Below are 14,053 nucleotides of genomic sequence, written 5' to 3'. Positions count from 1 at the left end.
TGCTGACTGTTGGTATGCGCTGAAGATTTTCAAGCCCTTGCTCGATATCACGTAAATTTAAGATTTTCCCTTCTCTTGCCGGCATCGCGGTGTAAAGTTGCGCATATTTATCACTGTCATCGGTGTAGCGTATATGTCTCACTTTACCTTCAACCAGGAGTAATTTTAACACCCCTTGGGTTAAATCCTGCTCCGGCACAACCACTCTTGTTGTAATATAGCCATAGCTGACTAAGCGATCTTGAATGGCGCTCATTAAAATGTTCACCCCTTTAGCGCCTTAACAGCGATGCTCTGCTTGTTGGGCAAGCTTGTTTAAAGGAACAAACCAGGGTAATTTATCACGCTCAAGCAATTGAACCTGATCAATATTGAAACATAAAGACTCTTGCGGAAAATTTAACTCGTTGACACTGGTTGTCGGCGGAAGCAAATGAATATCGGGAGCAGTGGTAGTTAATGATTCTTCTAAAGCCTTTTGACGCTCTTGTTGATGAATCAGTTGCATATCACCCAACTGTTGCGTAGCAGGCAATTGAGCTAATGCTATGGGTGATGTTAATACGATTGTTACAGCCGCAATACAGCAATGTTTAAATAAAAAATCCATATAAAATCAAAATCTAATAAAAATCCTTTTTTGGAATATTAACATATGGCTAATAAATAGTCTATTTAAAAACGATAAGTGTTTTTGTGTAAAAAGAGATGAGTTATCGGTTCGGTATAAATGTACTCAATGGGTTAAGCTAAGGTAAATTAAATATCAATCTCAACATAGACTGGCAAAGATAGGGCAAAAGCTTTATACTAGGCATAATTTTGTGTATGGCAAAGACCATACTTATTTTTACTCCGTTCTTTAACATCATCAATTGGAAGAAAATTATGCATCCGATGCTTAATATTGCTATTCGTGCTGCGCGTAAAGCAGGTAATGTTGCCATTAAGGCTTATGAAAACCCGAGTTCAATCGAAATTAACACTAAAGGTGCTAATGATTTTGCAACTAATGCAGATCGAGCGGCTGAAGCTTTGATTATTGAAACAATTAAAAAAGCTTATCCAGATCATACTATTATTGCTGAAGAAAGCGGCCTTGCTAAAGGTAATGATGCCGATACGCAGTGGGTAATCGATCCAATTGATGGTACCACCAATTTTATTAAAAATATTCCCCATTTTGCGGTGTCTATTGCTGCTCGAGTGAAAGGTAAAACCGAAGTGGCGGTTGTCTATAATCCAATGAGTAACGAGCTATTTACTGCGGCACGTGGTAAAGGTGCGCAGCTTAATGGCTACCGAATTCGTGTTAGTAATGCTAAAGATTTAGAAGGAAGCGTACTGGCAACAGCTTTTCCATTTAAAGCAAAGCAATACAGCGATAGCTATTTTGCAGTACTACAAAAATTATTTACCAAATGTGGTGATTTTCGTCGTAGTGGGTCAGCGGCACTAGATTTGGCTTATGTGGCAGCGGGTCGCTTAGATGGCTTTTTTGAAATCGGTTTAAAACCATGGGATATTGCCGCAGGCGAGTTAATTTTACGTGAAGCTGGTGGCGTTATTACCGATTTTGCCGGCGGAAATAACTACATGGTATCGGGCAATATTGTTGCCGGTAATCCACGTGTTGTGAAAGATTTGCTGGTTTCTACCCAAAACGATTGGCCGGAAAACTTACGAGGCTAATGTTGATTAGAACAGAGTGATAATGCTCTGTTCTTTTTGGTTGCGGCTGTGTATTTTGCTTTAGCTATAATAAGAAATGCCTACATAGTACCAATCAATTATTTATCTTTTTTGTTTGGCTGGCATTGGCTCCATTGAGCAATTAACATTCAATCCTTGATTGTTTAAGCAGTGACTACCCCATTTATACATAGCTTGCAGTACCGGTTGAATACTTTCACCAAATGCGGTTAAGGAATATTCGACTTTCGGTGGCACAACCGGGAAAACTTTTCGATTAATTAGCTGATGCGATTCAAGTTCACGTAATTGCGCCGTTAGCATTTTTGGCGTGGCGCAAGGGATTTGTTTACGCAGTTGCGAAAACCTTAATGTTTTGTTTGTCATCAGTTGCCATAAAATCAAAGCTTTATATTTTCCACCAATCATATTTAAGGTTGTTTCGACCGGGCAACAGATAGTTGGTTGCGAATGTGGTTCGCGTTCATCGATTTTAGCTATAGGATTGTTCACGTTAATGTCTTAACAGTATCTTTTTGGATAGTATATATCAAAAAAGTGCATTCTTGTTAATAATACAATTAGTATTAAAATGGCTATCAATACAACCTGTAAAAATAAGATCTTTTGGATAAATAAGATATATTTGGTTTTAGATAGATTATTTATATTATAACGATAGCGTCAAATAAAATGGTTTCTTAGTGAATATAATAAATCAAAACAACACTAATTATTGAAGGATGCGTCAAATGAAAACAGTTGAATATCAATTTTTTGTTGAAGATATGAGTTGCGCATCATGCGTCAGCCGAGTTGAAAAAGCATTAAAAAAAATTGATGGTGTAATCGATGCCAGTGTCAATCTTGCCACCGAAAAAGCAAACGTGACTGCCAATGCCAATGTTAAATTAGAAACGCTAATGTCGGCGGTGGATAAAGCCGGTTATCATGCGGTGAAAATTACCGATCAACAAACACACGCCAAAGATGAAGAGAAACAAGCGTCACTTTGGCCGATTGTGTTATCGGTTATTTTGGCTATTCCATTTGTTGTGCCGATGCTACTTGAGCCGTTTAATATTCATTTGATGATGCCAGCATGGTTACAACTTGTGCTGGCTTCGATTGTTCAATTTGGTCTGGGGGCTAAATTCTATCGTAGTGCTTTTAAGGCACTAAAAGCGTTAACGGGTAATATGGATTTATTAGTGGCAATGGGTACCAGTGCAGCTTATGGTTTGTCGCTATATCAACTGATTAATGGCGATTATGATCATCTCTATTTTGAATCATCAGTTGTTATTATTACCCTGATTTTGTTTGGTAAATGGCTCGAGTCAAGAGCAAAACATCAAACCACCCAAGCGATCGAAGCACTTTCCGCCTTAAGGCCTGAGCTAGCGTTAGTTAAACGAGGCGATCAACAAGTAAGTTTACCGATCAATCAAGTGAAGGTGGATGATATTGTTATTATCAAACCCGGTGAGCGTATTGCGGTTGACGGTATTGTTATTGAAGGTGCTTCGAGCTGTGATGAATCGATGTTGACCGGGGAAAGTTTACCGGTAAATAAAACGGTTAATAGTACAGTTACCGGCGGTACCATTAATGGTGAAGGGTTATTGTTAGTCAAAACCACAGCGGTTGAAGCCGACTCGACCCTGGCAAAAATTATTCAAATGGTTGAATCTGCGCAAGCTAAAAAAGCGCCAATTCAACGTATTGTTGATCGTATTAGTGCAATCTTTGTGCCGGTCATTTTGATTATCGCTTTAATTACCTTATTGGCATGGGGCGTGATGTATCATGATTGGCAACAAGCATTACTGCATGCTGTTGCCGTATTAGTTATTGCTTGCCCGTGTGCTTTAGGTTTAGCCACGCCAACAGCGATCATGGTTGGAACAGGCGTGGCTGCTCGACAAGGCATTTTAATTAAAGATGCTGAAGCCTTAGAAACATTGCACAATATTAATACCGTCGCATTCGATAAAACCGGCACATTAACCCTAGGTAAACCTGAACTGGTCGAAATGGATGTAATTGGCACTGAGACGCCCGATCAAATCTTATCGCTTGCGGCATCTATGCAAGCGGGCAGTGAGCACCCATTAGCTAAAGCTATCTTGTCTAAAGCAAAACAGTACGATTATGCTCAAAATATTACCTCTGTCACCGGATCGGGCGTCATGGCAACCATTGATAATACCGAATATTATTTAGGTAGTTTACGCTGGATGAAGTCATTAAATGCCTATTTTGTTGATATGGATGATAAAATCAGTGAGCTAACTGCGAAAGGCTATACCATCTCATTTTTAGCTAAGCAACAATCTGAAAATAGTGTAGCGATACTGGCTTTATTTGGTTTTGCTGATGTGATAAAACCCGAAGCCAAAAATGCTATTGATGCACTACATCAATTACATGTTAATACCGTTATGCTAACCGGTGATAATCAACAAGCTGCAAATTCGGTAGGTCAGCAGTTAGGCTTAGATAAAGTTATTGCAGAAGTGTTACCACAGGACAAAGCTAATTATATCTATCAATTACAAAAAGAGAGTCACACTAATACCAATAATCGAGTAGCAATGGTGGGCGACGGTATTAATGATGCTCCCGCTTTGGCAGCTGCTGATATTGGTATAGCAATGGGGACGGGGACAGATGTGGCAATGCATGCAGCAAGTATTACCTTAATGCGTGGTAATTTGTATCTTATTGCTGATGCGATTGATATTTCCCGCCGAACTTATAATAAGATCAAACAAAACCTGTTTTGGGCGTTTTTTTATAACTTAATTGGTATTCCATTAGCTGCATTGGGCTTTTTAAATCCAATGATAGCTGGCGCTGCTATGGCATTAAGTAGTGTCAGTGTTGTCACCAATGCTTTATTACTTAAACGCTGGAAGGCAAGGGCAGAAACTAAGTCAGCGAATGGTTAGTTATAAGTTAAGGGGCAATTATGCCCCTTATTGATTACGTTTCTGCTTGAGTTGCTTAAAAGCATTTTATTTATTCGGTCACACTAAAATTAATTTGCGATCCTTTGCCTTGCTCAGTGACAAACACGCCAACGGCACAAATAAGTTGTTCGTTATAGTAAATCAAAGGCGTACGTGTACGCATCCATGGTGGGATCTGGTGTTCTTGCCATATTTTTTTGATCGCTCTTGACCCTTGCCGATTAACTATTTGCAATCGACCTTGCGCATGAAAACGTACGGTAACTGCTTCGTCGGCTTGAGGTAGGCGACAATTTAAATCGTGCTGGTAATGAGATTGTAACTGACCGATATTATCCGGTAACACTAAAGGCGAAGTGAGATCCCAATTGATGACTAAGTGTTCAGTATCATCATACAGTGGCAACAGATAAAGTTGATTTTGATAACGGCGAATTTGTTTGTTATGCAAAACAAATTTTGGATTAGCATCTTCCTTCGCTTCAACGACCGTTTGCCAAATTAATGCCAGCTGTTTTTGACTCGGCATCATTATGCCTTGTTGTCGAAACCACATGCGCAAAATCGCATTGCGTTTATATTCTGAATAATTGATTAACGGCGACAAACGTAGCTGACCTTGCGTTGTCAATAGTTGGTGAAAATCGTTATCTAACAGCTCGTTAATTAACGCTTCTTGTTGTTGGCAAAGTGAAGCACTTCGCGCAACCATTTGGGAAAACTGTGGCCAGCGCTGATTGATAAGTGGTAACACCTTTAATCGTAGAAAGTTACGGTCATAATGGTCATCTTGATTGCTTTCATCTTCTATCCAAGTTAATTGATGCCTGTTGGCGTACGCTTCGATTTGTTGGCGTGAGATCGTCAATAATGGTCTAAGATGCCTGTTGCTTTCAACCGGCATTGCCGATAAACCGGCTGGTCCGCTGCCCCGTTTTAGCGCTAACAAAAAAGTTTCGCATTGGTCATCAAGATGCTGGGCTGTGCATAGCATCTGATCGCTTTTTAGGTGACGATAAATTGCCTGATAACGAGCATTTCGAGCTTGCTGTTCAATATTACCCGCCATAGGATCGAGCTGAACTTTTTCAATAATGATCGGTACTTGCCATATTTGGCACTGCTGTTGGCAATGCCTTGCCCAGCTATCGGCATTTTGACTTAAGCCATGATGAATATAAATTGCGCTGAGTTGTAAGTCTGGTCGTTGCTGTTGTTTCAATTGGGTAAGCGCATGTAATAGCACCGTTGAATCCACGCCACCACTGTAAGCAACCAGTAGCGATTGACGATTTTTGATATGATCAAAAATCGCCTGTTCAATGCTTTGATCAATCATCGTTTGGCTTTGATTTTTCATTGTTATTTAATCACACTAAGCTTTTAATCATACTAAATTTTGATCATATTAAGCTTTGTAGGGCATTTGCTTTATTTTTATTTAACTTAATTCGATCTAAACCGGCGGATAGATCAGCAATTAAATCATCGGGATCTTCAAGCCCAATATGTAACCGAATGAGCGTTCCGTCAAAGCTGACTCCAGAAACCGGTCGGATTTTGGCTAGCTCTTCGGGTTGATTGGCTAAAATTAATGACTCAAACCCACCCCATGAATAAGCCATTGAAAAATGGGTTAAATTATCTAAAAAGTCGGAAAGCTGTACATCATTTAAATGGTCGTTTAGCACAAATGAAAATAAACCACTTGCACCGGTAAAGTCACGGGCAAAAAATTCATGTCCTTTGCAACTTGTTAAGGCAGGGTGATTAACGGTTGCGACTTTAGGATGAGCCGCCAGCCATTTTGCTACTTTTAAGCCACTTTCATGATGTTGTTTAAGTCTGACTGCTAAAGTGCGTAAACCTCGTGCTGCCATATAAGCGGTATCTGCATCACACATTTGACCCATTAAATAAGAGCGTTCTCGCAATCTATCCCAGCATCGCTCATTAGCAACAGCAGTGCCGAGCATCGCATCGGAGTGACCAATTAAATATTTAGTGCCTGCTTGAATTGAGATATCAATATCATGATCTAACGCTTTAAATAGCACGCCAGCAGCCCAGGTATTATCCATTATAATGACTATTTGCGGATTAATGTTCCTGATTGCTTTCACAATAGCGGGCACATCATGAATTTCCATCGTAATTGAGCTTGGCGACTCTAAAAACACCACTTTAGTATTTGGTTTGATGTGGTTTGTGATATAACGGCCAACTAAAGGTGAAAAGTAATCGGTTTCAACACCTAAATCTTTTAAAATATGATTACAAAACTCTTGAGTCGGTTCGTAACTGGCTTCAGATACCAAAATATGGTCGCCGGTTTTTACAAAAGCCAAAATCGCATTGGCAATGGCTGCTGCACCACACGGGTAAAGGTAACATCCTGCACCTCCTTCAATTTCAGTCAAGGCATCTTGCAGCGAGAAATGGGTTAATGTACCTCGACGTCCATAAAAGAGTGCGCCATTAGTGCGATTTTCGGTCGCTTCTTTTTTGGCTGCAATAGAGTCAAATACTAACGATGAGGCTCGTTGGATAACCGGATTTACTGCACCTTGAGTATAGCGTTTTTTGCGACCAGCATTGACTAATTTGGTTTGTAATGACATGACGTATCCTTGCTATCTGATAAATTTTAATAACAATTAGCATAGCATGCTGTTAAAATAGTAAAAAATAATTTTTATCAATACTGGCTTTTCAATCATGCTAATTGTCCAACTTGCCAATCTCAATAGCGTGGCAATTAACTATTCGTTGTTATCTGAGCAAATTATTAATGATGCTAATAAAATGAATGAGCGACGTAAAAAACAGTTTTTAGCCTGTCGTTCCATACTAGCCAGTTTGCTCAATCAATATTGTCAGATCGAAACTTTGCCAACAATGATAATTGGCGATAATGCTCGCCCCTGTTTTTTAGATTCTAATCTGCCGGATTTTAATATTAGTCACAGTCAAAACAGCGTGGCTGTGGCGATTTCATTAACCGGTAAAGTTGGGTTAGATATCGAAGTGGCACGTCCACGAAAAAATTATCAGAAGGTAGCAAAAAATTTTTTTGCTGATACCGAATGTCAATGGATGCGCACACAACAAGATGAGCTATCCGCTTTTTGGCAACTTTGGACGTTAAAAGAGTCGGCCTTAAAGCTCTATGCCAAAGGGGTGTGGCAAATGAAATCGGTAAAAATTGATCTGGCTAACAAGATGATTAGTGCACCTTTTGGCGGCCACTTTTATTATCAATATCAGCAGGTGGGTGATATTCATCTTGCGGTCAATTGCGATAAGCCGATTACTCATTTTGTGTTAAATACGTAATTAACTTGATGACTTGCTGGATAAATTCTAACAAATCATCATTAATCAAATGAGTAAACAGGCTGTTAAGCTTTAAACAAGATAGATATTTTGCAATATTTCTCTGTTTTTTTGGTCGAGATCATACTCTTGCGCTAACCAGTTATCGATAGTGTTATAACGCTCTTTAATAGCCGTAATTGCAGCGCTTAAATACTCTTTTTTGGTAGCAAAGATCGCTTTTTGCTTTTCAAACTCTTCCGGTGTTAATTGGCTTTTTTGTTGGTTAAGCGTCTGTTCTCGAAACGTTTGTAAGCACTGTTCAGTGAGTAAGTAATCTTGCATAACCACCTCTTCACTAACGCCTAAAGCAAATAAAACTAATGCCACACCGATGCCTGTTCTGTCTTTGCCAACTGCACAATGTTGGACTAACGGTCTACCATTGGCTTTAAATAGTGTTGAAATAAGTGTCTGATAAGCAAGATTATTAAACGGTAAAAGCTGATAAAGTTTAAGCATAAACTCATGAGGGGAATATTTTTTTAACACCGTGATATCGTTTTTTAGATCACTGGTTAAACTTGCGGTAATTTCGTTATTTAATGGATTGGCCGGTACATTAATATAATGACTATCAGCCCATAAATTATCAGGGTGGCGATCGATTTCATGTTGATCACGATAATCTAAAACATAATGTAACTTTAATTCGTCAGACAAGAATTTTTTTTCATCCTCTGTGAGGCGAGAAAATTCCCCAGCCCGATATAACATGCCAGAGCGAACTTGCCGCCCATCTTTGGTTTTAATGCCGCCTAAATCACGAAAATTGATGCCATTTTTAATAGGTATAACCGATGTCATTGCTGTTCCTTATTTATGCTTAACTTCGCTTGCTATATTAACATGTTTCTGATTAGAATTAAGCCATTGTTTTTGCTTTATTACTTATCGAGGTGCTTATTATGTCTACATTATCTATTTTACTTTCTGATCAAGTTGCGCAACCACAGTGGGGTAAAGATGCGCTACTGAGCTATTGCCAAGAGTCTATTACTATTCACTATAAAACTGAACATCGCTTAGGTGCAATTCAACGGGCAGGGCGTAAACTTGATAATCAAGGCATTAACTCGATTAAACTCAGTGGAAGTGGCTGGGATTTAGAATCTTGCTGGCATTTTTGGTTAGGTTATCGTAATGCTAAAAATAATAATAAAGTGAGTTGGCCAAAACTTAGTACTGAAGATAAACAAGAACTCAAACACCGCCTAGCCATTATTGATTGGTGCCGTGATATTGTTAACCAACCCGCTGAAACATTAAGTCCACTTGAATTAGCCACCCAAAGCGCCAAATTAATTAGCACTTATTCATCTGATATTAAATACAATATTATCACAGGCGAAGCATTAAAAACGCATGATTATATAGGTATTTATACTGTGGGGAAAGGATCGGATAGGGCGGCGGCACTACTTGAACTTGACTATAACCCGAGCCAAAATCCAAAAGCGCCTATCGTTGCTTGTTTAGTTGGTAAAGGTATCACCTTTGATTCGGGGGGCTACAGCCTAAAACCGAGTAGCTTTATGGAGTCGATGCGTGCCGATATGGGTGGTGCAGCTCTGGTTACCAGCGCTTTAGCACTCGCTATTGCACGAGGTGTCAATCATCGTATTAAACTTTACTTATGTTGTGCAGATAACTTAGTCAGTGGTAACGCCTTTAAACTTGGTGATATTATCCGTTATCGCAACGGTAAAACAGTTGAAATTGATAACACTGACGCTGAAGGTCGTTTAGTTTTAGCTGACGGATTAATCAGTGCTGACAAAGATAAACCTCATTATATTATTGATTGTGCAACATTAACCGGCGCTGCAAAAATTGCTGTCGGTAATGACTATCAATCGTTACTTTCGTTTGATGATAAATTAGCTAATGCGCTATTGGTGAGTAGTGAAATCGAGCATGAAGCCTTTTGGCGTTTGCCATTAGCGGAGTTTCATCGCTCCCAGTTCCCTTCCTCATTTGCCGATATAGCTAATTCCGGATTACCTAATACGGCTGGCGCCAGCACGGCAGCGGCATTTTTGTCATATTTTATTAAAAATTATAAACAAAACTGGCTGCACATCGACTGTTCAGCAACATTCCGTAAAAGCGCTAGCGCATTGTGGGCAACGGGAGCAACGGGTATTGGTGTAAGAACCATTGCCAATCTATTAAGTACTTTAAAATAAATGATTGATATTACAAGTCAATTTATTATCAAGTTAGCTTATATTAGGAGATTATTAACTGCTTATCGAAGCATTATTGATTTGCAAAAGGCTTTTATTAATGTCTTTTGCATTTTACTCGTTTGCTAGCAAAAAAATAAGTAAATTATTATATTTCAGTGGGTTAAGGAAGAATCATGAAGAAAACACTATTTGTTGTATTAACAGCATTATTATCGACGACGGCTTACGCTAATCATTGTGCTACTTTTTTTGAACAAAAAGATTTTGAACAAGCGTTATTTGCTTGTAACACTGAGGCTGAGCAGGGAGATAGACAAGCTCAGTATAATTTAGGAACGATGTATTATCGAGGTCTCGGCGTTGAAGAAAATAACGAACAAGCGCTCTATTGGTATAAAAAAGCAGCTGAACAAGGGTTTAGTAAAGCGCAATTTGAATTAGGGGTTTGGTATGATCTAGGTGAAGTTGTCGAAGTCGATAAAGAAAAAGCGCTATATTGGTATAAAAAATCCGCTGAACAAGGGTTTAATAAGGCACAATATAATTTAGGGATTTTATATAACGAAGGTGGCGGTGTCGAAGTCGATAAAGAAAAAGCAGTATATTGGTATAAAAAAGCAGCTGAACAAGGGCTGAGTAAGGCGCAATATAATTTGGGACTTATGTATGAGCAAGGTGACGGCATCGAAGTCGATAAAGAAAAAGCATTCTATTGGTATAGCCAAGCTGCTGAACAAGGGTTAGATAAAGCGCAATATAATTTAGCGATTATATATAAAGAAGGAGACGGCGTCGAAGTCGATAAAGAAAAAGCGCTATATTGGTATAAAAAAGCGGCTGAACAAGGGTTTACTAAAGCACAATATAACCTAGGGCTTATGTATGACCAAGGTGATGTGGTCAAAGCCAATACAGAAAAAGCGTTATATTGGTATACTCAAGCCGCTGAACGAGGGTTCAGTGAGGCGCAACATAATTTAGGGGTTATGTATGACGAAGGTGAGGGCGTCAAAGTCGATAAAGAAAAAGCATTCTATTGGTATAGTCAAGCCGCTGAACAAGGGTTAGATAAGTCGCAATATAATTTAGGGCTTATGTATGACCATGGAGAGGGCGTCAAGGAAGATAGAGAAAAAGCATTCTATTGGTATAGTCAAGCCGCTGAACAAGGGTTTGCTCAAGCGCAACATTATTTAGGGATTATGTATGCTGAAGGTGAAGGTGTCAAAGTCGATAAAGAAAAAGCGCTCTATTGGTATACTAAAGCCGCAGAACAAGGGGTTGGTGACGCACAATTTAATTTAGGCGTTATGTATGACGAAGGTCAAGGTGTCGAAGTCGATAAAGAAAAAGCGTTATATTGGTATACTCAAGCCGCAGAACAAGGGGTTGTTGACGCACAATTTAATTTAGGCGTTATGTATGACGAAGGTGAAGGTGTCGAAGTTGATAAAGAAAAAGCATTCCATTGGTATAGCCAAGCTGCTGAACAAGGGTATGATAAAGCGCAATATAATTTAGGGAATATGTATAACCAAGGAAAGGGAGTCAAAGCCGATAAAGAAAAAGCATTCTATTGGTATAGCCAAGCTGCTGAACAAGGATTTAGTCGGGCGCAATATAATTTAGGGCTCATGTATGACGAAGGTGTAGGCGTCAAAGTCAATAAAGAAAAAGCGTTCTATTGGTATACTAAAGCCGCTGAACAAGGTCATATAAATGGCCAGTATAACTTAGCACTTCTGTATGACGAAGGTGAGGGCGTCAAAGTCAATAAAGAAAAAGCGCTATATTGGTTTACTAAAGCCGCTGAACAAGGGGATGGTGATGCGCAATTTAGTATTGGGATTATGTATGCCGATGGTGAAGGTGTCAAAGTTGATAAAGAAAAAGCGCTATATTGGTATACTAAAGCCGCAGAACAAGGGGTTGGTGACGCACAATTTAATTTAGGATTGATGTATGACGATGGTGATGGCATCAAAGTTAATAAAGAAAAAGCGCTCTATTGGTATACTAAAGCCGCAGAACAAGGCATTGATGATGCGCAATATAATTTAGGATTGATGTATTACGAAGGTGACGGTGTCAAAGTCAATAAAGAAAAAGCGCTAAATTGGTTTACTAAAGCTGCAGAACAAGATGTTGATGACGCACAATATTATCTAGGGATTATGTATGCCCAAGGTGACGGCGTCGAAGAAAACAGAGAAAAAGCGCTATACTGGTTAACTAAAGCTGCGGAACAAGGTGTTGATGATGCTCAATATAATTTGGGGGTTATGTATGACGAAGGTTTTGGTGTCGAAGTTAACAAAGAAAAAGCAGTATATTGGTATACTAAAGCTGCTGAACAAGGCGTTGGTTGGGCGCAAAATAATTTAGGAGTAATGTATCAGCAAGGTGAGGGCGTTAAAAAAAATATAGCGTTAGCCAAAAAATATTTTAAACAAGCTTGTTCACTCGGTTTAAAAAAAAGTTGTGATAGTTATAATTCCATGAAGTAAATATCATTAAGCAATATAGAAGAGTCAATTTGTACCTAAAGAGCTGTCTTATATATTAAGGCAGTTTTTTTATACAGCCTAAAAATGTCATTTATTCTGTTAACACAATCATTTTTTTGATATAAATTGGCATAACAGTGATATTTTGACTCGGCTCAATAAATTTGGTTGGCGTGTTAACCATTTATCAACGCCATAACCCAATACCGATAAGCCATTTAAAAGTACATTGTTAACGAGTAATAGAGAGTAAGCCTATTTTTGAACTTTTCTTGTCAGTAGGCAAACTAAAAAAATTATTTTTATTTTTTAGTGGTTTAAGGAAAACTTATGAAAAAAATACTATTTGTTGTATTAACTGCATTATTATCGACAACAGCTTACGCTAATAATTGCATTACTTATTTAAAACAAGCAGCTTTAGATAAAGCTTTAGTTGCTTGTAACACTGAGGCAGAGCAGGGAGATAAAGATGCTCAATATAACTTAGCACTTATGTATGACGAAGGTGAGGGTGTTAAAGAAAGTAAAGAAAAAGCGATCTATTGGTATACTAAAGCCGCAGAACAAGGTGTTGGTGACGCACAATATAATTTAGCGGTTATTTATGATGAAGGTGAGGGTGTTGAAGAAAGTAAAGAAAAAGCGATCTATTGGTATACTAAAGCCGCTGAACAAGGTGTTGGTGATGCGCAATATAATTTAGGGCTTATGTATGACGAAGGTGATGGAGTCGACGTCAATAAAGAAAAAGCGTTCTATTGGTATACTAAAGCCGCAGAACAAGGGGGGCGTGAGGCGCAATATAATTTAGGGCTTATGTATGACGAAGGTGATGGAGTCGACGTCAATAAAGAAAAAGCGATCTATTGGTATACTAAAGCCGCTGAACAAGGGGGGCGTGAGGCGCAAAATAATTTAGGAGCACTGTATCAGCAAGGTGACGGTGTTAAAAAAGATATAGCGTTAGCCAAAAAATATTTTAAACAAGCTTGTTCACTCGGTTTAAAAGAAGGTTGTGATAATTATAATTCCATAAAGTAAACATCATTATAGAAGAGTCAATTTATGCTAAAAGAACTGTCTTACATATTAAGGCAGTTCTTTTTTTATACCGCCTCAAAATGTCATTTATTCTGTTAACACAATTACTTTTTTGATATAAATTGGCTCAACAGTGACACTTTGATGCGACCCAATAAGTTAGGGTGGTGTGTTAACCCTTTTATCAACCCTATAACCCGATACCGATAAGCGATTTAAAAGTACATTGTTAACAAGTAATAGATAGTAAATGTATTTTTGTTCTTTT

General features: G+C 38.6%; 12 protein-coding genes. 6 read left to right on the top strand and 6 right to left on the bottom strand.

Annotated elements, in window-relative coordinates; genetic code table 11:
* Together J3U74_RS07285 and J3U74_RS07280 are read right to left on the bottom strand one after the other, a co-directional pair.
* Positions 1-268: POTRA domain-containing protein (locus tag J3U74_RS07285; RefSeq protein ID WP_267337957.1), on the bottom strand; the 268-nt coding region annotated here is incomplete at its 3' end.
* A gap of 12 nt (positions 269-280) precedes the next feature.
* Positions 281-610 carry a hypothetical protein gene (locus tag J3U74_RS07280; protein WP_267337958.1) on the bottom strand — a complete coding sequence of 110 codons (330 nt, stop codon included), beginning with the start codon at positions 608-610 and terminating at the stop codon, positions 281-283.
* A 278-nt stretch (positions 611-888) separates the two neighbouring features.
* Between J3U74_RS07280 and suhB the strand changes: the two genes are divergently transcribed.
* Positions 889-1,692: an inositol-1-monophosphatase gene (suhB, locus tag J3U74_RS07275; protein ID WP_220219605.1), complete on the top strand. Its 804-nt coding sequence runs from the start codon at positions 889-891 to the stop codon at positions 1,690-1,692.
* 102 nt (positions 1,693-1,794) lie between these two features.
* Here suhB and J3U74_RS07270 read toward each other — a convergent pair whose 3' ends face one another.
* Positions 1,795-2,121, bottom strand: coding sequence for a winged helix-turn-helix transcriptional regulator (locus tag J3U74_RS07270; RefSeq protein ID WP_220219606.1), 327 nt, complete (start codon positions 2,119-2,121; stop codon positions 1,795-1,797).
* A gap of 323 nt (positions 2,122-2,444) precedes the next feature.
* On the opposite strand from J3U74_RS07270, the gene J3U74_RS07265 reads away from it, so the two are divergent.
* The gene (locus tag J3U74_RS07265) at positions 2,445-4,646 is read left to right on the top strand and encodes a heavy metal translocating P-type ATPase (protein WP_267328962.1); all 2,202 of its coding nucleotides are present in this window, start codon (positions 2,445-2,447) and stop codon (positions 4,644-4,646) included.
* A gap of 70 nt (positions 4,647-4,716) precedes the next feature.
* On the opposite strand, the gene tilS is transcribed toward J3U74_RS07265, so the two are convergent.
* Both tilS and metC read right to left on the bottom strand, forming a co-directional pair.
* Positions 4,717-6,006, bottom strand: coding sequence for a tRNA lysidine(34) synthetase TilS (tilS, locus tag J3U74_RS07260; RefSeq protein WP_416379766.1), 1,290 nt, complete (start codon positions 6,004-6,006; stop codon positions 4,717-4,719).
* Between the two features lie 64 nt (positions 6,007-6,070).
* On the bottom strand, positions 6,071-7,288 hold the full coding sequence (gene metC, locus J3U74_RS07255) for a cystathionine beta-lyase (RefSeq protein WP_267328960.1): 1,218 nt from the start codon (positions 7,286-7,288) through the stop codon (positions 6,071-6,073).
* Positions 7,289-7,385: 97 nt separating this feature from the next.
* Here metC and J3U74_RS07250 point away from each other — a divergent pair, with 97 nt between their 5' ends.
* A complete protein-coding gene (locus J3U74_RS07250; RefSeq protein ID WP_267328959.1) occupies positions 7,386-8,003 on the top strand; it encodes a 4'-phosphopantetheinyl transferase family protein in 618 nt (205 codons plus the stop codon).
* Positions 8,004-8,075: 72 nt separating this feature from the next.
* On the opposite strand, the gene J3U74_RS07245 is transcribed toward J3U74_RS07250, so the two are convergent.
* On the bottom strand, positions 8,076-8,849 hold the full coding sequence (locus J3U74_RS07245; RefSeq protein WP_267328958.1) for a tyrosine-protein phosphatase: 774 nt from the start codon (positions 8,847-8,849) through the stop codon (positions 8,076-8,078).
* 101 nt (positions 8,850-8,950) lie between these two features.
* Here J3U74_RS07245 and pepB point away from each other — a divergent pair, with 101 nt between their 5' ends.
* From pepB to J3U74_RS07230, 3 genes are all read left to right on the top strand, one after another.
* Entirely contained in the window at positions 8,951-10,231 is a 1,281-nt protein-coding gene (pepB, locus tag J3U74_RS07240; protein ID WP_267328957.1) for an aminopeptidase PepB, read from the top strand.
* Positions 10,232-10,407: 176 nt separating this feature from the next.
* Positions 10,408-12,741, top strand: coding sequence for a tetratricopeptide repeat protein (locus J3U74_RS07235; RefSeq protein ID WP_267337959.1), 2,334 nt, complete (start codon positions 10,408-10,410; stop codon positions 12,739-12,741).
* A 330-nt stretch (positions 12,742-13,071) separates the two neighbouring features.
* Positions 13,072-13,785 carry a tetratricopeptide repeat protein gene (locus tag J3U74_RS07230; RefSeq protein WP_267337960.1) on the top strand — a complete coding sequence of 238 codons (714 nt, stop codon included), beginning with the start codon at positions 13,072-13,074 and terminating at the stop codon, positions 13,783-13,785.
* Positions 13,786-14,053: the final 268 nt, after the last annotated feature.

Origin of the sequence: Gilliamella sp. B3892 (assembly GCF_026536305.1) — a bacterium.
Taxonomy (GTDB): Bacteria; Pseudomonadota; Gammaproteobacteria; order Enterobacterales; family Orbaceae; genus Gilliamella.
The sequence above is the reverse complement of the archived record's forward strand: the minus strand, read 5'-3'. Positions and strand labels throughout refer to the sequence as shown.

Coding starts and splice junctions, on each gene's coding strand:
- J3U74_RS07280 (WP_267337958.1), bottom strand. CDS start 610: ATGGATTTTTTATTTAAACATTGCTGTATTGCGGCTGTAACAATCGTA.
- suhB (WP_220219605.1), top strand. CDS start 889: ATGCATCCGATGCTTAATATTGCTATTCGTGCTGCGCGTAAAGCAGGT.
- J3U74_RS07270 (WP_220219606.1), bottom strand. CDS start 2,121: ATGATTGGTGGAAAATATAAAGCTTTGATTTTATGGCAACTGATGACA.
- J3U74_RS07265 (WP_267328962.1), top strand. CDS start 2,445: ATGAAAACAGTTGAATATCAATTTTTTGTTGAAGATATGAGTTGCGCA.
- tilS (WP_416379766.1), bottom strand. CDS start 6,006: ATGATTGATCAAAGCATTGAACAGGCGATTTTTGATCATATCAAAAAT.
- metC (WP_267328960.1), bottom strand. CDS start 7,288: ATGTCATTACAAACCAAATTAGTCAATGCTGGTCGCAAAAAACGCTAT.
- J3U74_RS07250 (WP_267328959.1), top strand. CDS start 7,386: ATGCTAATTGTCCAACTTGCCAATCTCAATAGCGTGGCAATTAACTAT.
- J3U74_RS07245 (WP_267328958.1), bottom strand. CDS start 8,849: ATGACATCGGTTATACCTATTAAAAATGGCATCAATTTTCGTGATTTA.
- pepB (WP_267328957.1), top strand. CDS start 8,951: ATGTCTACATTATCTATTTTACTTTCTGATCAAGTTGCGCAACCACAG.
- J3U74_RS07235 (WP_267337959.1), top strand. CDS start 10,408: ATGAAGAAAACACTATTTGTTGTATTAACAGCATTATTATCGACGACG.
- J3U74_RS07230 (WP_267337960.1), top strand. CDS start 13,072: ATGAAAAAAATACTATTTGTTGTATTAACTGCATTATTATCGACAACA.